The organism is Achromobacter sp. (assembly GCF_032102605.1).
In the GTDB taxonomy this organism is placed as follows: domain Bacteria; phylum Pseudomonadota; class Gammaproteobacteria; order Burkholderiales; family Burkholderiaceae_B; genus Achromobacter.
In genome coordinates, this window is sequence record NZ_DAMDGT010000001.1 from 129,681 (window position 1) to 148,514 (window position 18,834).

Genomic DNA, 18,834 nt, shown 5'->3' on the forward strand with positions numbered 1-18,834 from the left:
TACACCAGCAAGATCGCGCGCCAGCGTGGCTTCTTCTTCACGGGCACGTCAGACGGGGCGCTGAACTTTCCAGATCTGGCCGAGGGAATACCGTGGGTAGCGTCTTTTCCTCTGGGTTCTCCGTCCCACAGCAACGCTCCAGCGGTCTTTAGGGAGGGCACGACCATCCGCTGGCGGTTTGTTTCTGGAATGCCGGGCGATCGCGTCTCGGTGAAAGTCGTCTATGGGGTCAGGTAATGAGTGCAGGCTTTCAGGTGATGTCGGGCGCGAGCGAGCTGATTGTCGATAGCTCGTCCATCAACATGTTTTTGCGCCACGCCGGTGTCGCCAATACTGACGTCACGGTGCCGGCTGTCGACCCCGTCGTGTTCATCCGCCCGCTGGCGAATCCTTGTTATCTCCGCCTGGCGAACCTCGTGAACGGGCAGCTGCAGCTCTCGTTCCGGAACACGTGCGAGTACTACGTTTTCGACCGGCCGGTGGAACCTAGCTTCCTTGATGCTTTCAACGAGTCGGGTGCGCAGATATTCACCGCGGCGCAGCGGCCATTGGACATCATCGGCAGCGTGACCATTCCGGCCTACTACGAGGCCTACCGACTGGCGTTCCAGGACGGCTGGACCTACAGCGGTCTGGTGTCGGGCAAGTACGCCTACAACCAGTCCTATATCCGCCAGGGCTTCAACTGCCAACCCTATGTGGGCGGCGGTTGGATTTCCTACCTGGTGATGGAAACGCTTGCGCCGTCGCCCAATGGCTTCTGGGCAAGCTTCAACGAATGGTCGACGCCCTTTATCGGGTGGGCGCCGATCTATGCCAACGCGTTTGTCTCGTACGCGCCCAGCGTTGAGGTGTCGATCATCGATGTCGCGGGCATTCTCTAATCCACAGGAAGGATCCATGAACAAGGAAATCGAAAGCGTCATCTTCTCCAATGTCGGCAACCGGCTGACGCAGGAACTGGGCATGGGTATGGTCATGAGCTTGGCCCAGATCCTGCACCAGGCCGTGCAGGCTGAGCGACAAGCGGCGGCTGCCAGCGCCGCGGAGGCGGGAGCTGTGGACGCTGACGCGAGCCAGGGGGCGGAGGCACCGGCGCCGGGCGTTGGCCAGATCACGCCGGCAGCGATCATCGACCCAGCCTACCAGCGCAAGCCGGCGCCGGCGCGGCCTGCGCGAAAGACGGCCACCCGGCCCAAGGCCGCGGCCAGCATCAAGACCAAGAAGGCGCGCCGATGAGCGCGCCTTTTTTTGACCCGGCCGTGGCCCTGCGCTGGATGCGTGGCAACCAGGCCGCCGTGGACTTCCTGCGTCTGGCCTTCCAGGTGGCCCACCTGTGGGATGACCTGATCGACCGCGACCGGGTGTTGGCTGACGATGCCATCAACGATGGCATGTTCGCTGCGCTGGTGCTGCTGCCGCGCAACCCCTTTTACCGGGCCAACTTCGACACGCTCAATTCCATTCTGGCGAACGCCAGCACCAACTGGCGCATTTCGACCGAGCTGGAGCGCGCCGATGGCACCGCACCCAAGCGGATCGCCTACGTATTGCGCGGCGCGTACATGGACCTGGTCACGCACAGCGCGCTCCTGCTGGGCGGGCCGCAGTGGGCGCGGGACGTGGGCGTGGAGCTGCGGCAACTGACCGAGCCCTGGGGCGAATACTTGACCAACCTTGAGGCCGAGCGGGCCGCACGGGGAGACTGACATGGGCTGCATGTCGACAGAAGTGAAGCAGGATCCGGCCGTGGGCCGGGCGCAGGAGGCGAACGCGCAGATTGGGATGCGAGCGCAGGATCTGGCCGAACGCAACTTTGAATGGAACAAGGACCTGACGGACCAGTTCGCACCGATCTACCAGGGCCTCATGAACAACGCTCTGGGCGAGGCCGCGAAGAACGCAGAGCGCGGCGACGACCAATGGCAGCAGTACAAGGATGTCTTCCAGCCTATCGAGAACAAGATGGCCGAAGAGGCCATGAACTATGACAGCCCGGAGGAGGTGGCGCGCCGCGAAGGCTTGGCCGCGGCCACCGTCGGGCGGCAGTTCGACAACACGCAGGAGCAGACGTCGCGCGAGATGGCACGCATGGGCGTGTCGCCCACCAGCAGCCTGGGCAGCACCGCCATGACGGACCAGGCCAACGCCCGGGCGCTGGCGACGGCCGGCGCGGTGACGAAGGAGCGCAACGACACCAAACTGCTGGGCATGAGCCTGCGCGAGAACGCCGCGCGCTTTGGCCGAAACCAGACGGGGACGGGGATCGCCGCCTCGCAGGCGGCGCTGCAGGCGGGGAACTCCGCCACTGGCGTCATGGGCGCGCAGACCGCGCAAGGGAATGCAGCCGGCACAGGTCAGGGGCTCTTGGGTACGGCCAGCGGCGCATTCGGGAACATGGGAAATCTTGGCCTGAACCAAATGCAGATGCAGCAACAGGCCAACTCGTCCAGCCAGGCAGGCCTTGGGTCACTGCTTGGCACCGGCTTAATGGCCGGCGCCATGATGTTCTCCTCCAAGGAACTGAAGGAGGACGGCGCGCCCATCGATGACGACGCCGCTCTGGACGGCTTGACGCGCGTCCCCGTGGAGAGCTGGAAGTATCAGGACGGCGTGGCTGACGGTGGCCGCCATGTCGGCCCGTACGCGGAAGACATGCAGGCAACCTTTGGCGACGAGGTCGCGCCCGGCGGAGTGGGCCTAGACATGATCAGCGTCAGCGGCAAGCACCACGCCGCGATCCGCGCTTTGGCCAAGAAGGTGGAGCGGCTGGAGCAGCAGCGCGGGAGCAAGCGCGTCAACAAGGATGACGGGGCCGGTCTGGCTGATCTCGTACCCTCGCTCGCTGGAGACCTCTCCGGCGGTTTGATCGGACTGGAGAGCATCTGACATGGCGAACTACGGAAGTTTTGCAGGCGGCTTGGCCGACGGGCTGCGCAACGGTATGGCGATCGGGCAGGCGTATGACGCGGCCAAGGACAGGAAGCTCGCGCGAGATGCCGACGAGAGGCGCAAGCAGTTGGAGAAGGAGATCGCCCAGGCCATGGCCGGCCAGACGGCGGAGCAAGGCGCACCGGCGGGTCTGGAACGCGTGCAGGTTGCGCAATCCGTGCCCAACGGTTCGGCCATGGGCGACACCTGGGGATTGCAGCCTGTGGCGGTTGGTGCGCCAGCGGCGATGGATAAGACGCCGGGACTGGACGCCAGCGCCGTGGGCTTGGCGGATTCGGCGCCCAGCGCATTCGGGGGGACCACGTTGCGCCAAGCAATCGGCCCGACCATGGCGGCAGCGGCTGAAAAAAAAAGCCCGCAACCCGCTGACTACCTCGGCGGCGGCGAGTTCGGCCAGATCGCCGATGGACTGACGCGGGCATACCGTAAGGCGCTCGAGTTGGGAGAGCCCGGGCGTGCCATGCAGCTGCTGGCCGACCGCGAAAAGTTTGTCGGCCAGCATCGGGAACAGGCTTTCAACGCCGCGCAGAGCCGCTATCAGCTGACGGGCGATCCCAATTCGTACGTGCCGTTCGTCAACCGTTTCATGCCCGGCGGCATCGAGGTGACCTCGATCAACAGGCGTGCCGAGCAGGCCGGCGGCGCGCCCGTCTACGACTTCGTGGGCGTGGATACCTCCACTGGCAAGCCGGTCCAGCAGCCCATCAGCGAGTTCATGCTTCAGAGCTTCGTGCGCAGCGTGAGTGACCCCAAAGCTCAACAGGCGATGGTCGCGCAACAGGCGAAATCGCTGTGGGAAGCGGAGCAGAAGCGACGCGACAAGATGCTGGAGAGCCAGCTGCGCAGCGATGAGGAGCTGCGAAAGCCGCGTGTCCTAGGCAAAGATCAGACGCTGTATGTGCCCGATGGCAACGGGGGCATGCGCATAGGGGCAGAGGGAAGCGAAGCCGGCAAGCCCAAGATGGTCACGTCCAACAAAGACTTCGCCAACCACGTCATGCGGATCTTCAAGGTGGACAGCCTGGAAGGCCTGGGCGACGACCAGCGCAAGCAGGTCAGCGGAATCATCGCCACGGGCGAAAACATCAACCGCTTGAATGCCGGCACACCGGAAGGGGAAGTACTCACCGCCGGAAATCTGGCTTCCCTTGCCCAGCAGGTCCAGGCGGGCACCGCGGACATCGTGCCGATCCGTCTGGGCGAGCGTCAGTTTGGATTCGGTGTTGAACACGAGGGCCAGCTTATCCGCCTGCCCGTTTCCGTCGTGCCCAAACAGGTGCAGGAACAGATTCGCGCGCGGCTTTCGGCCGCGACGGCGTCGGCACCGGGGGGCCGGCCCAGCGACGGCACGGCACAGGCCGCGCCGTCTGCGGCGCCTGCGGCCGCAGGTCCTGCAGGGGCCGCACGCGCGGCAGGCACGTCGATCGGCGCAGGCCCGGCCAGCGCGCCAGCATCAGGCGGTTCGTCCTCTGGCCAGGATGCTGACCGGCCCGAAGGCGTGCAACTGGATGCCGCCCGGGCGCAGTTGCATCAGGCGGAAGCGGTTGTGCGGCAGCTGCGGACCAAGCCGCCGGGCCTGAAGGCCGGCCCCGAAGCACGGGCCAAGCACGCTGCCCTGCTGCAACAGGCAGAGAACGACGTCGAACTGGCGCGGGCCGCAGAGCGGGCAGCCGCAGACAGTTGGGCACGGGCCACGGAAGGGTCCGAAATTACGCGTGCCGCCATGGGCCGCACCAACGGAGAGGGTGTAGATGGACAACTTTGAAAAGCGCGATGACGACGTCGAGTTCAAAGACAGCGTGGATGCGCGCCGCGACGGTGTGCGGCAGGATCTGAGCCTGCGATTCTCGGACGCGAAGGCGCCCACCGGCACACCACTGAAGACCGCGCCGTTTACCTTCCGCGTGGCGGATTTCCAGCAGCCGCAGCACGACGCCGGCGGCATTGAATTCGTGGACTATCCCAAGACCTTTGCTGGCGGCGCAATCAAGGGTGCGGGTAGCGCCGTGCGCGGTGTCGGCAAGGTGGCTGAAGGGCTGGGGCGCGTGGGCGTGACCGCGCTCAATCAGGCGTTTGACGCCGGCCTGGACATCCCCGGCAATCCCTTGGAAGGAGCGGCGGACGCGACGCACAACCTCGGGCAGCGCGTGCTTGACTCACGGAGTGCAGACGCGAAGCAGCGCGAGGCGGATTCCCAGCCTGGTGGTGACCTGGACAAGCCCGATACCTGGACCTTCGGACGCAATCCATCGGCTTCGGGCCTGGCCCTGCAGGGACTGAACGCCCTGGGCAGCAGCGCGGTCCCCATTGCGGCATCAGCGATCGCCGGCCCTGCCGGGATCGGCGCGCGGATGGCGGCCGGAGCGGGCGCCGGCGGCGCGATGGGCGGCGGTAACGCCATCGAACAGGCGCGCGAGACTATCGACGGGATGGACGATGAGCAACTGGCCGCCGCTTCATCCAACTTCCGGGACCTGTTGGCACAGGGCTACAACGCAGCACAGGCGCGGGCGCGAGTGAGGGCCGAGGCCGAGGACGCGGCGTTTGCACGTACGGTCCCGGTATCCGCTGCGGGCGGCGCCGCGACGGGCAGGATTCTGTCGCCGGCTGGGCGCGTGCTCGGTGGCCGCGGTGCAGTCGCGCAGACTGTGGGGCGCGCCGGCCTGGCCGGATCTGAGGAAGCCATCCAGGAAGTCGGCGAAGGCGTGGCGACGCAGACGGGCATCAACGCCGGCGCCGGCATGAGCCTCGATCCGCTGGAGGGATCATTTGGCAACGCGGCGCTGGGCTTCGTCGCCGGGATGGGTCCGGGCGCGGTCCACGGAGCAGCAGACGGCGTGCGCAACCGCGGCCTGCAGGTGGCGCCGTCCCTGGAGGCAGGAGACGTGATGCACACCCGCGGCCGGCCCTTCGTGACGGCCAGCGCCGCGCGGCAGCAGGCCGGGCAGATGGGTGCGAACGCACAAGTTTTGCGCTACGGCAACGGCTTTATCGTGCGCCCGGGTGTATCCACTGAATCGGAAGCCGATTCCAGCGGTGCAGGCCCAACGGCGGCCGCTCCAGAGTTTGCCGCCGGCGAGACGGTTACGTGGAAGAACGCCGATCACGATGTGCCCGTTGAATTTGTTGGCCTCGAGTTGGAACCTGGGGCTGACGGGCGGCGCTACGCACGGGTGCGCGTCAACGGTCAGGAGTCCTTCGTACCAGCGGACGAACTTGGGCGCGCGCCCGCTTCGGCCGCCCGGACGGAGGCGGGCTCGGCTGGCTCTGGTGGCGGCGATTTCGCCAGGGGACAGCAGGTCTACCTGCGGCAGAATGGCCGCGAGCTCGCCGTCGAATTCCTCGGCGTAGAACGCAACGCCGCAACCTCACGCGCAGGTGGCGAACCCCTGGCGCGGATTCGGACAGCTGACGGGCGTGGGCATTTCGTTCGCCTGTCCGAGCTGGCCGCTGATCCCATGCCGGGGAACCGCCTGCGCCAAGCAATGGACGGGCCTGCCGCGCTTGGCGGGCCGGAGGCTTTTCCTGTGCTGGACGGGCCGGTGCGACATGAAGCCTTGCCCGCACCCGAAGGCTACGCAGCTGGCGATGGATTCACGGCGCGCGAATCTTGGCGCATGCCCGACAACGCACCACGTGGAATCCGGAACAACAACCCGGGCAACATCCAGAAGGGCGTTGGCTTCGCTGGCGAGGTTGAAGGAAATGATCCGCGCTTTGCGACCTTTGAGACGCCGGAAGACGGCATCCGGGCCACCGCGCGCAATCTTCTGACCTATCAGCGCCAGCACGGGCTGAATTCCGTGGAAGAAATCATCAGCCGCTGGGCGCCACCATCCGAGAACGACACGGGCGCCTACGTCCAGCAGGTCGCCCGCGTACTGGGCGTTCAGGCAGACCAGCAACTGGAACTGAATGACCCCGACACGTTGGCGCGCCTTACCGCGGCAATCATCCGGCACGAGAACGGCATGCAGCCCTACACGCCGGCCCAGATGAACGACGGGGTGCGCGCTGCGCTCCAAGGCGCGCAAGCGCGCGCTGCATTGCCGGCGCCCACGGTCACTGTCGATTCACGCGGCACCGCGCGCACTACCGACCAGCGGCAGGCTTCTCGCAGAGATGATGGCGACGCTATGGGCATGTCGGAGGACGTAGCCCGTGCGGCGCTGGGGCACCCGGCCTGGAACCTATCCGAGCCGAATGAGCCGTCCGATATTGGCAGGACGCGCGATCCGTTGGCATTGCCGGCACCGCGCATCGAAGTGGGCCAGGATGGTGTGGCGCGCACCGCGGAGCAGCGCACCGCTGCGCGTGCAGCGCGGGCGGACGCGCTCGAGAATGGTCGTGATACGGGCTTGACCCCGGACGTGCGGGCGGCCGGCCGTCGCCATCCCGCCAGCCAGTTGGCGGAACCCGCCCAACCTGCCTCGCCGCCGGCGGAGCGGTCGCCGCTTGCGCTGCCGGCGCCCACCTGGGCCATCAACGCGGAAGGCCAGGCCGGTACCCTGGAACAGCACCGGCAGAACGCGGTGCGGCGCGCGGAGGTCGGGCTGACGCCCGATGTGGTTGCGGCCGGGCGCCGTCATCCCGGTAGCGGCGTGGATTCTGCCGCCCACGAAGCAGCTACATCGCCGCTCAATGCTCTGCGCGAGCCGAGCGGCGCGCAGAAGGATGCCGGGAATTACAAAGTCGGTCGGACTCGCGTGGCCGGCATGGACATTTCCATCGAAAACCCGGAAGGGTCGATGCGCCGTGGCGTGAGCCCGGATGGGTCGAAGTGGGCGAACCGTATGGCGGGGCATTACGGCTACATTCGCCGCACGGAGGGCGCAGACGGTGATCAGGTCGATGTATTTGTACGGCCGGGCACCGCTCCCGACTTCAGCGGCCCGGTGTTCGTGATCGACCAGCTGGACCCGGGACACCGCGGCTTCGATGAATCCAAGGTCATGCTGGGCTACGACAGCCGCGAGGCCGCCGAGCAGGCGTACCAGGCCAGCTATACACCAGGCTGGAAGGGTATGGGGAAGGTGACGGAAATGGACGTCGCCACCTTCAAGCGTTGGCTGAGCGAGACTGATACCACGAAGCCCGCCGCCGATTCCGGGCTGGGCCGCGTCGTGGGCGAGCCCAATATCACCGCCAAGAACGGCAGGCCATTTCTGACGCGAGGCGCAGCGCAGCGGGCGGCGTCGGCGCATGGAAATGCAGAGCCGGTGGCAGTCGAGGGCGGATTCGTCGCCAGGCCGCGCACTGGCCAGGCGCCTGCGAAGGAGTCGGTGCCTTCGGCGGCTGACTTCGGCCGCGCCGCGCGCCGTGATTTTCTGCAGATGGTGCGCCAGGCCGGGGGCATCCGTCCGGAACTGGCCGCCGATATCTATGGCGACCGCGCGCACCTGGCCAATCGTCGCGCGCCCGGGCTGTTCCGCAGGGGAGGTATGGACGCCGATATGCTGGTGGAGGCTATGCAGCAGGCGGGATACCTGCCGATGGACGGCGACACAGTCGACCTCTCGGGCACCGCTATGGACCGCGTGCGCGAAGCCCTCGAAGGCGAGGCGGTCTACACGCTCGAGCAGATGGACGAGGCCGCACGCCGCGCGTATGCTGAGCGCGAAGCCGAACGGTTCGACAATCCCGAGAAAACGAAAGAACAGATTGCCAACGACCTGTTCGGCGCGATCGGCAAAATGCCGGCCGACACGACCATGGACGACCTGGCCGCCCAATTCGACGCCGCGGCCTATCTCCACGCACAAGGAATTACGAATGCAAAAGCCCGAGAAGCCATCATCGAGCGCGCGGCAATTCAAGCCGAAGAGTCCCCCGCCGCGTTTGCCGACGCACTTAAGTCCGCAGCAGCAGCGTATGGTCGACGGGACGATGTCAATTCTGGAGGCGGTCGAACTGACGCCGGAAGCGAAGGAGATGGCGCAGCAAGCGATCCGCAAGGCAGCGCGCAAGAGCTGACTCTTGAACAGCCGACGCCTGATGGGTTGCGCTCCGCGGCGCAGGAGCAGGCCGAGGCTGACCGAAAGACCGCGGCGCGTGAGCGCGAGGCGCAGCAGCGCGCCGATGCTGACGCCATCCGCGACGACTTCGTCCTGACGGGTAGCGACCGCGCCGCCGATCAGGCCGCGGCGAGAGGGCAGCAGGAACTGGCGCCGGTCGATGCGCCTGCCCAGTCGGCGGACGCGCAAAACCTCGTCACCGAGCGTGCAGCGTCCCCGGCCCCCGGAAAGATTGAGGATTTCGGCGAAACGCTGCGGGGCGCCCGCAAGCATTACGCACAGCAGTACGCCGAACGCATGCGCCTGGCCGAAACGCTGCCTGTCGCCAACCACACGCTCGCCGAATCCTGGCCCGAAGCCAACTATGTCAAGCTGCTCGAGGGTGGCGCCGATCCGTTCCTGGTGGCACTGGCGCGTGCGGCCCGGGATGAAGTACCCGCCAAGCCACGCAGCAGCTGGAAGTTGCGGGGATGGACTGAGCAAGTCCAACGGCTGCGCGAATTTTCCGGTGCGCTTTTGAGCGGCAAGGTTTCGGGCAGCGACATCCGCGCCGGGCTGGAAAAGGCCCCTGAGCTTCGCAAAGTGTACGGACGGGCGCGGCTCTATGAGGCCATGGGGCACGACCAGTCCCTCCGAGGTGTCACTCTTGAATCTGGACAGTACAGCGTGTTCGCGGGCGTGCGCCATGATCCGCCGCGGACGATCTGGAGCGTGCGTCGCGATGCCTCCTCGAGCCTGGGAAACTGGCCGCGTATGCTGGGCCACGGCGATACAGCTGTGGCAGCCATCGCCGAGTTTCAGCGCTTTGCCGCACAGCAGGATGAACGCGCGGCGCCCGAGCGCGAGGTGCGATTCGACATTTACTCGCGTCCGCGTATGCCCGGGTTCTACATCGGCAAGAAGGTCGGGCGCGTGCATGTCGACCTGGAGCACTTCACTGATATCAAGGCAGCGCGGGCGTACTTGGCAGACAACAAGGACCGCCTGGCGGAAAAGCTGGAGAAGCTCAAGGAGGTGCCGGCGCATCGCCGCGCTTCGAACTCGCCGCGCGTGGGCGTGGACCATCGCGACGGCGCCGACGTCTCGCCGGAGCGGTTCACGGAGGCATTTGGGTTCCGCGGCGTGCAGTTCGGCAACTACGTCGAAGGTGGCCGCCGCCAAGCCGACCTGAACGAGGCATACGACGCACTCATGGATATGGCCGGCGTGCTGGGCCTGCCGGCACGTGCGTTGTCCCTGAACGGAGAATTGGGGCTGGCGTTCGGCGCACGCGGCCGGGGCGGCGTGGACGCAGCTATGGCCCACTACGAGCCGGGCCAGGTTGTGATCAACCTGACGAAGGGGCGCGGCGCTGGCTCGCTGGGTCATGAATGGTGGCACGGGCTAGACAATTATTTCTCGCGTCGGGGCGGAGCGCCGGCGGGCTACGCCTCGGAGACTGGCAACCGAACCGACGGAATCCGGCCGGCCATGGCGGAGGCCTTCGGTAACCTGAAGCAGACCATTGGTCTGATTGGCATGCGGGAGCGGTCCAGCAAACTGGACGAGCGCCGGGCAAAGGATTATTGGTCCACGGGCCGCGAGCTGTCGGCGCGGGCGTTTGAAAGCTACCTCATCGCCAAGCTGGCCGACCAGGGCGCAGCCAACGACTATCTGGCGAACGTGGTCAATGAAAAGGCATTCGGCGATGAGGCCAGCTATCCCTATCCGACTGCCGCCGAAATCGCGCCGGTGCGCGCCGCGTTCGATCGCTTTTTCCAGACTGTGGAGCAGGTGCCCGGCGAGGGTGGGCGGATTGGCCTGGAGAGTCGCGGCGAAGGTGGGCCAGGCCTGGAGGTGGCGGAAGCGCGCCGCCAGGCGGCCGAGTTCATGGGCAATCTGCCCGGCGCAGCCAACCTTCGTGTGTCGGTCGTGGAAAGCGTGGACCAGATCCCGGAAGGGGCCAAGCCGTCTACTCTCGCCGAGGGCGCCTATTACCCAGCCAATGACGGCGGCCGCATTTACCTGGTGGCCGAGAACCTACCGACGGCTGAGCGCCTGCACCAGGTCCTGACGCATGAGGTGGTGGGGCATTTCGGCGTGGAGGCGCTGCTGGGTGATCGCTTCGGCGAGGTTCTGGCGGTCGTGCGCCGCCTGGCGCGGGCGCCTGACGGCGCGCACATCCCGCGCAACGCCGGCCCGGATCATTCGCATTACGCCACGTTCGAAGCGGTGACGCTGCGCTACCCCGACTACTCCGCCGAAAACCGGGCCCGCGAAGTCCTGGCTCGGATGGCGGAGCAGGGCAAGCGCCCCGTTTTCCTGGAGCGACTCTACGGCAAGATCCGAGCCGCGCTGCGACGGCTCGGCCTGAATCTCAAGCTGACCAACATCGACATCAAACAGATGGTGATCGATGCCGGCCGATTCTTGCAGCGAGCGCCAGCCGCTCGCGTGAGCGCGGGCATGCAGGAGGCGGCGGCCTCCCTGGCTGCGGAATCGCGCCGTGGCGCGGAACCCGTCGACCTGCCTCCGACCGTGATCGGCCAACGGCTGGGCACCGCCGGCAAGCACCCCGACCACGGTGCTGCCAAGGCCGGCGACACCGAGGCGGCGTATCGACTTCTCAAAGACGTGTTGTCGCGTGAGGCCGTCGAACAGGTGCGCGCGGCGATCGGCGACGAGAAGCCAGTCATCGTGCCCGTGCTGGCGGTCGAGGCTGCTGGCCGCAACAAAATTCCCGCGGTCACAGCTATGGCTCTTGGCCAGCAGTTGGGTCTGACGGTGGACAGAGGGATCTATCAGTCCGTCAGAGCCAAGCGGACGGCGCTGGATGGTATGGGCCGAATTTTTCAGCAGCCTGAATTTGATGGAGAGGTGCAGCCGGGCAGGGCGTACTTCCTCGTGGATGACACCCTGACGCAGGGCGGCACCATTGCCGCGCTCGCTTCGCACATCCGGCAAAACGGGGGCCGGGTGGTCGGCTCGTTCGCGTTGACGGGCAAACTCTACAGTGCTACCTTGCGGCTGTCCCCCGAAACACTTTCTGAATTGCGAGCCCGCTATGGCGATGTCGAACAAGAATTCCGCGAAGCCACTGGCCGCGGCTTCGACGCGCTCACAGAATCGGAAGGTCGTTATCTCGCCAAGCATGACGCGCCTGACGCCGTCCGAGACCGAATCCTTGCTGAAAGACATGCGCGATTCGATGGAGCTGGCGGGCAGGCTGCTGAAGAAGGATCCGCTGCCGCTCTAACATCGGAGCGCCAGGACGAAGCCCCGCCAAGTGCGGGGCTTTCTACTTCTGGGCCGATGGAATCGCGCGCGGCTTCCGACACGGCGGGCGTGCCGCCGATGGAGCCGCGCGCCCCACGCGAGCCCAAGCGCGGCGCCAGGGTCGCGCGCCCCGGCGAATCCCTTTCGGACATCGAGCGCCGCCAGCGCAACAAGTTCCTGGGCAAGATCGGCGCATGGGCTGAGCAAGACCCGATCAAGGAACGCCTGGCCAAGGTGTCCGATCGGTGGCAGGCCAAGCTGGTGCAGGGCATCTTCGACCAGTTCGCGCCGCTCAAAGGCATCAGCGCAACCGCCTACATGCAGGCGCGGCTGTCCAAGGGCGCCGATGGCGCAGCGGAATATCTCGTGCGCCATGGCGCCGTCAAGCTGCAGGACGGCGCGCTGGACTCCGCCGGCGGCAAGGGGCTTGCCCAGATCCTCGCCGGCCTGAACGGAGAGCATGACCATTTCATGGCGTGGATCGCCGCTAACCGTGCCGAGCGGCTGGCGGCCGAATGGGAAGTGCGGTTCGACAACGGCGTGACGGAGCGCTTTGCGACCGAGGCGGCCGCGCGTGCGGAGGCGGCGAAGTGGCCCGGTGCCAAGGCGCAGTCGGCTTCGCGCGAACGGCTCTTCACGCCGGAGGATATCGAGGCCGGCAAGCGCTTGGCCAGCGGCAAGATGGCGGACGGGCGCGACCGGGCCGCCGCCTACCGCGAGGCCCTGGCCGAGTTCAATGCCCTGCAGCGCTCTGTCCTGGACGTGGCGCAGGAGGCTGGCCTGGTCGATCCCAGCGCCCGCCAATTGTGGGAGAGCGAGTTCTACGTCCCGTTCTACCGCGTCATGGAGGACGATGCCACCGGCACGATGGGCCCGGGCCAGATCGGCGGCCTGGTGGGTCAGCACGCCTACAAGCGCCTCAAGGGCGGCACCGACAAGCTGGGCGACCTGGTCGCCAACACGGTGTCGAACTGGTCCCACCTGCTTTCGGCCAGCATGAAGAACCTGGCAGCGCAGGGGGGCCTGCAGGAGGCGGAAAAGCTGGGCATTGCCACGCGCGTGCGCCAAGCCGAGCGCGGGAGCGTGCGGGCCATGTTCAACGGCCAGGAGCGTCACTACCTCGTGGACGATCCGCTGGTGATGAACGCGCTCACGGCGCTGCATTACGTGGGGTCCAATGACCCATTCACCAAGGCGGCCCGCAAGTTCAAGCAGGCCCTGACCGTGGGCGTGACGATCAGTCCGACGTTCCGCGTGCGCAACCTGCTGCGCGACACCATCCAGGCCATGTCGATCGACAGCAACCTGTCCGTCAACCCGTTGCGCAACCTGGCCGAAGGCTGGAAGGCGACGGGGTCCGAAAGCGACACCTGGCGCCGGCTGATGGCGGGCGGCGGCGCGGTCCGGTTCGGATCCTTCAACGACCGCAACGCCCGCAACGTGAAACGCCTGGTGGACGAGCTGGGTGCCCACCCCGACGACGTGATCACATCGCCCGCTGGTATGGGGCGCGCGGTGCGCAAGGCCTTCGACTGGTACCAGGAAACGGGCGACAGGGCGGAGACGATCAACCGGGCGGCGATCTACCAGCAGGCGCGCAAAGCCGGGCGCAGCCACCTGGAGGCCAGCTACGCCGCGCGGGACTTGATGGACTTCACCGCTGGCGGCACGTTCTCAGCGATCCGCCTGTTGTCCCAGGTGGTGCCGTTCTTCAACGCCCGGCTGCAGGGCATGTACAAGCTGGGCCGCGGCGCGGCCGCCGACCCTGCCCGCTTTGCCGCGGTGACGGGCTCGGTAGCGATGGCGTCGGCGCTGCTCTACCTGGGGATGAAGGACGACGACGACTACAAGCAGTTGCCGGACTGGGCGCGCAACTCGTTCTGGATCACCAAGCTGCCCGGCACCAATCAGTTCGTCTACATCCCCAAGCCGTTCGAGATTGGCGCCCTGGGCAGCGTGGTCGAGCGCGGCACCGAGCTGGCCTTTGGTGGAAATGATTTCCGCCTGCGCGACTTCGGCCGTACGGTGGGCGCCATCCTGACGGAGCAGCTATCCATGAACCCCGTGCCCCAGATGGTGAAGCCCGCCATGGAAGCCGCGTTCAACTATGACTCCTTCCGCGAGCGTGACATCGACAGCGTGGGCCAGCAGCGGCTGCCGGCCGGAGACCGATTCACCGCGTCCACGTCCGCCGGCGCGGTGGCGCTGGGCCGGACCCTGGGCGTGTCGCCGCAGCGGCTGGAACACCTGGTGCGCGGATACTTCGGCTGGCTGGGGACGCAGGCGCTCAACGTGTCCGACCATCTGGCGCGACCACTGTCCGGCCTGCCGGAGAATCCTCGGCGCGACCTCAGCCGCATGGATAACTGGTTCGTCGTCGGCGACTTTGTGAAGGAGGCCGACCCGCGCAGCAGCAAATACATCCAGCGCTTCTACGACGAGCAGCGGGAAGTGAACCAGGTCTACGCGGCGTATTCGCAGGCCCGCGAGCTCGGCGACCTGGAGCGTGCGCGAGAGCTGGCCAGCGATGAGCAACTGCGCGTGCGCGCTCTGTTCAAGGCTGCCGACAGCCAACTGCGTGACGTGAACACCAAGATCAAAGCACTGGAGCGAGCCGACCTCGAGCCGGAGGAGAAGCGCGCGCAGCTGGATCTGCTGTACCGCGCGCGCAACCGGCTGGCCATGCTGGCGGACGAGCGCGCCCGGGCGGCGCGCCCCTGACGACACCAAACCCTTTCTGAGCAACGGCGCGCCTACGGGCGCGCCTTTTTTTGAGGAGCAACTATGTCTGGATTCGCCTTGTCGGCGCGCAGCCTGCAGCGCCTGGAGGGAGTTCACCCCCAGCTTGTCGCAGTCGTCAAACTGGCAATTCAACGCACGGAGGTGGATTTCACTGTTGTGGAAGGCCTGCGGACGCCCGAGCGCCAGCGCGAGCTGGTGGCGGTAGGCAAGAGCCAAACCCTGAACGGCCTGCACCTTCGCCAGACGGATGGCTACGGCCATGCCGTCGATCTGGCACCGCTTGTTGGTGGCGCCATTCCGTGGAACGAATGGGCCAGGTTCAAAGAGCTGGCCGACGTTGTGAAGGCCTGCGCCGCGGAGCTGGGCGTGCCGGTGGAGTGGGGTGGGGACTGGAGGAAGCTCAAGGACGGACCACATTTCCAACTGCCTCGTGGTTGGCAGGCGGCAGCATGATGGCCGTCGGCGCGAAGCTTCTGAAGCTGATGACCGGCTGGAGGGGGTATGCGGCCGCCGCGGCAGCTGGCGCATTGCTGGTCGGCGGCGTGGCGTGGACCGCGCAAGGGTGGCGGTATCGTGCCGAAATTGCCGGTATCGAACGCGACCATGCAAAAGTGAGGGACGACCAAGCCCAGGTCACCATGGCCGCTATTGAAGCGGCAAGAACTGAAGAAAGACGGCGCACGCATGCCGTGGAGAAACAGCGAAATGAAGCACAGAAAATGGCCGCTGCTGCGGCAGGCGATGCTGCTCGTGCTCGTGCTGAGCGCCGCGGGTTGCTCGAGCGCGCCGACGCGTTGGTTGGCGCCGCAGCAGGTCGCGATTCCACCCTTACCGTCGGAAGCCCGGCAGGGGCCGACGCCGTCGATCTGCTCGCCTACATGCTCGGACGCGTTAGCTTCCGAGCTGAAGAGCTTGCAGGAGCTGCGGACCGTGCCCGCATTGCAGGATTGACTTGTGAACGTGCATACAACGAGGTGCGCGCCGGCGAATTTTAAGCGGGCGAACATTGCCCACGAAGTTGGTCCCTGACGTATGTGCGGGCCGCTTAATTGAACGGTGGGCTCGCGCACGCGCACGAACCTGTGGTTTAAGCGGTGGTCGAGACGGCGTACAGAGACGTCATCAGGCGATCACGCCTGATCGTTTTGCGCACCACCATCGGCAGGACGAGGCAATTGTCGTCTGCCCTCAGGCCGAAACCGACGGTCTATTTTCTCCTGAACTTCCTCCTGTGCCGCTCGGCCCATTAGCATTTCAACAGGCGCGATAGCCATAGCTACGATGGCTATTTGCCATAGGGTCAAGCCAGACACAAGAAAGTACGACAGGCCGCGAATTATCTCGAGGCTTCCGGGCTCCCAGGCTACCTGCTTGAGAAGCGGGGCAATGATTCCACTTAATAGAAGGACGATAAGGATGACGGTGGAATGAATTGCCGGTACGAAAAGAAGTTCGAAGTTCTTTCTATTGCTCTTTTTGTGTGTGGACTGGCGGGACGGTTGCTGATCAAAAGAAAACTTGAGCCTTTCGGGGTAAACAATCGCAAGCCAAGCGCCTACCACTGCGAAAATAATTGCCGCTGTGGTGCGAAGGGCCTCATACAACGGCCACTGCTGAGCAAACGGAATGTGGCGGCCAAAATAGTATCCAGCGCCGCAGATCGCGGCAGCTACAACTGCGAAAAACACATAGATACTAATCGCCAGTTTTTTCATACGAATTTCAGTAGATGGGTACGCCTGGATGCGAGTTCGCTAGCAATGTGTTTTAGGTCTACGAGTTCGTCATTCGTGCGCAAAATGGGGATCGTAATTTCGTCCCGGACGGTGGAGCGGCCGACCCAGTAGATCTTGTTCGGTTCACCCTTCAGCGTAAATCCTAGATCATCCCAGGCCCTTTCGGGTGCTTCATCTTGGGCTGCGATCATTTGGTCTAGTTCGGTCGCGTCCGGTGTGTACGCCAATTCAACCCGAACGTCACGAGTGTTTGTGAGGGCCGCCGCGCCGACGGTTTGGCGACGCAGAAATCGAACCACATTCTCGAACATCACGCGATCCTGTACGGCGGTAACCTCCAGCGATCCTTTGCGGATCACCTTAGTGATCCTGCTTACGTTAGCCTTCACGTGCTCGCGATCCCCGCCCGGCCGGCGATATGCTTCAGTTTCGAATCGTGGATAGACCTTTAGCGGCAGATTGTCGGGCAGGTTGGTGTAGCCCACGATGGGAATTGCGCCGTCCTGGGTTGCGGGCCCGTGCCCCGCGATTACGTGACTGCTTTCATGGTCCAGATAGTGACGCATGTAGTCTCGCAAAGCGACTTGCCCTGTGACGTTATGCCGAAACCTGATGCTCGCCAACACATCCTTGTCTGTCGCCCACCAGAAATAAGTTGCGAAGCCGGGTATCGAATTCTTCACGACGCCGTTCATATGAACGACCGCTTGGCCGACTTGTGAGTTCAGCATGATGGAGGGCACGCCCGCTTTGTGATGAGGAGTTTCGTTCCACATCGCGATTACCCAATCATTTCCGTTTTTTTCCAGGCCCAGCAGATACACGGGCAGCACGTCACTACCCGCGGGAGGGTTGTAGAGGCGGGTGAGACCAAGATCTTTACCTTGCGCCCAAGTCTGAATTTCATTCAGCATTTCTGCTGGTTGGAAAAAACTGCAATTCTCCTCGCGGAACTTGTAATAGCCGGAGCGTTTCACTTTGAAGTACGCAAGGTGAATTTCCTCATCGATAGGGGGCAGTGTCATCCGATTATCCTGAGCTACGATTTGTATCGGAGTGTACTAAATCTCGGATTCGTGCATCCATCGCATCCACCAGCCCTGGTAGTAGCGCCGCCCGTCGATCTCTTCGAAGCCGCAAACCATCATTCCCCGATCAGAACAAAAGGTGAGGAGCTCGGGCTCCAATAGATCGGGGATAGGCCCTTTCGCTGTCGCGCCAAACTTGGCTAGGCCGTCCATCGTCATGACGCGCACCTGGCGCCGCATGTCCTCGCGCGTGATCGAGTACATCCGCACAATGCCGGTGACCGCCGGAGCCGGGTCGTTGTCTCGGCGCTTCTGGCCGAGGTAGTGCGTGCGGACGACGAAGCAAAGCATGATTCTGCGGCGTTAAAGACTGTATGGATATACAGTATATTGCAGCAGAATCGGGGTCAGGTCATCGGCGTGGCGGCCAGCTTGTCGGAAGGGAAGGGCACGAGGAAGTCGCGGCTTTGATCGGCGCTGGCCGTGAGCCAGTCGCCATACGCGCCCTCGGGAAGGATCACCACCATGCGCTTTTCTTTGTTGGGTTGGTGGTAGTCTCGGAAGAGTGGATCCTGATCGGCGTTGATGGTGAGCATCGTGTAGCTCTCCTGCCATTGACCGGCCGCGTCGCGGTAGCGGTCCCAGAGACCGGCCACGCCAAGAGGGGCGCCGTCGACCCTGGTGAAGCGGGTGGCGACGGCCTTGCCGCTGCGCCAGTCGGGTTCAAAAATTGCATCCGCGGGGATGATGCAATGCTGACCCCGACGCCAGGCATTGCGGAAGGTGAAGGCGTTGGCGACGCGGTCGTCCCGCGCGTTGAAGGTGGAAAGCTTCTCCGCGCCCGCCAGCGCTTCCGGGCGGGTGGATCCCGAGATCAGACCCCAGCGGCCCGTCACGGCTTCGATGTCGGGCACCGCCTCGTCACGTGCTTCATGCTCCGGCGGCCGGCGGACGAAGATGCCGGGGTAGCGCGGCCACATCTCATACTTGCCCAGCATGCCGGGCTTGGTCACGCCGAACTTCCTCAGCAGCAACTCGGCGTCTTTCAGTGTCTGGTAGTGGCTGCACACGGGTCCGTTTCCTTTTCTCGTAGAAGCGACGAGGCCG

The 18,834-nt window shown here is 65.1% G+C and carries 12 protein-coding genes; 8 read left to right on the top strand and 4 right to left on the bottom strand.

Features of this window, described 5'->3' with window-relative positions:
• Window positions 1-236 precede the first annotated feature (236 nt).
• The 8 genes from RT614_RS00645 to RT614_RS00680 all read left to right on the top strand — a co-directional run bounded on the left by RT614_RS00645 (window position 237) and on the right by RT614_RS00680 (window position 15,958).
• Entirely contained in the window at window positions 237-884 is a 648-nt protein-coding gene (locus RT614_RS00645; RefSeq protein ID WP_313619567.1) for a hypothetical protein, read from the top strand.
• Window positions 885-900: 16 nt separating this feature from the next.
• Window positions 901-1,239 (top strand): hypothetical protein, encoded by a 339-nt coding sequence (locus tag RT614_RS00650; RefSeq protein WP_313619569.1) that lies wholly within the window; start codon window positions 901-903, stop codon window positions 1,237-1,239.
• Window positions 1,236-1,709: a hypothetical protein gene (locus tag RT614_RS00655; RefSeq protein WP_313619571.1), complete on the top strand. Its 474-nt coding sequence runs from the start codon at window positions 1,236-1,238 to the stop codon at window positions 1,707-1,709. The genes RT614_RS00650 and RT614_RS00655 overlap by 4 nt, the downstream gene beginning before the upstream one ends.
• Window position 1,710: 1 nt before the next feature.
• Window positions 1,711-2,889: a tail fiber domain-containing protein gene (locus tag RT614_RS00660; protein WP_313619572.1), complete on the top strand. Its 1,179-nt coding sequence runs from the start codon at window positions 1,711-1,713 to the stop codon at window positions 2,887-2,889.
• A gap of 1 nt (window position 2,890) precedes the next feature.
• On the top strand, window positions 2,891-4,717 hold the full coding sequence (locus tag RT614_RS00665) for a hypothetical protein (protein ID WP_313619574.1): 1,827 nt from the start codon (window positions 2,891-2,893) through the stop codon (window positions 4,715-4,717).
• Window positions 4,704-14,942: an LPD5 domain-containing protein gene (locus RT614_RS00670; RefSeq protein ID WP_313619576.1), complete on the top strand. Its 10,239-nt coding sequence runs from the start codon at window positions 4,704-4,706 to the stop codon at window positions 14,940-14,942. The genes RT614_RS00665 and RT614_RS00670 overlap by 14 nt, the downstream gene beginning before the upstream one ends.
• 63 nt (window positions 14,943-15,005) lie before the next feature.
• Complete coding sequence (locus RT614_RS00675) at window positions 15,006-15,416, top strand: M15 family metallopeptidase (RefSeq protein WP_313619577.1); 411 nt, start codon at window positions 15,006-15,008, stop codon at window positions 15,414-15,416.
• Window positions 15,413-15,958 carry a DUF2514 family protein gene (locus RT614_RS00680; protein WP_313619578.1) on the top strand — a complete coding sequence of 182 codons (546 nt, stop codon included), beginning with the start codon at window positions 15,413-15,415 and terminating at the stop codon, window positions 15,956-15,958. The genes RT614_RS00675 and RT614_RS00680 overlap by 4 nt, the downstream gene beginning before the upstream one ends.
• A gap of 135 nt (window positions 15,959-16,093) precedes the next feature.
• Here RT614_RS00680 and RT614_RS00685 read toward each other — a convergent pair whose 3' ends face one another.
• The 4 genes from RT614_RS00685 to RT614_RS00700 are packed head-to-tail and all read right to left on the bottom strand — an operon-like array spanning window position 16,094 to window position 18,797.
• A complete protein-coding gene (locus RT614_RS00685; RefSeq protein ID WP_313619580.1) occupies window positions 16,094-16,678 on the bottom strand; it encodes a hypothetical protein in 585 nt (194 codons plus the stop codon).
• Window positions 16,675-17,724: a hypothetical protein gene (locus RT614_RS00690; protein WP_313619581.1), complete on the bottom strand. Its 1,050-nt coding sequence runs from the start codon at window positions 17,722-17,724 to the stop codon at window positions 16,675-16,677. Before RT614_RS00690 ends, RT614_RS00685 begins: the two co-directional genes overlap by 4 nt.
• A 36-nt stretch (window positions 17,725-17,760) precedes the next feature.
• A complete protein-coding gene (locus RT614_RS00695) occupies window positions 17,761-18,078 on the bottom strand; it encodes a hypothetical protein (protein ID WP_313619582.1) in 318 nt (105 codons plus the stop codon).
• Window positions 18,079-18,134: 56 nt separating this feature from the next.
• Window positions 18,135-18,797: an SOS response-associated peptidase family protein gene (locus tag RT614_RS00700; RefSeq protein WP_313619584.1), complete on the bottom strand. Its 663-nt coding sequence runs from the start codon at window positions 18,795-18,797 to the stop codon at window positions 18,135-18,137.
• Window positions 18,798-18,834 lie beyond the last annotated feature (37 nt).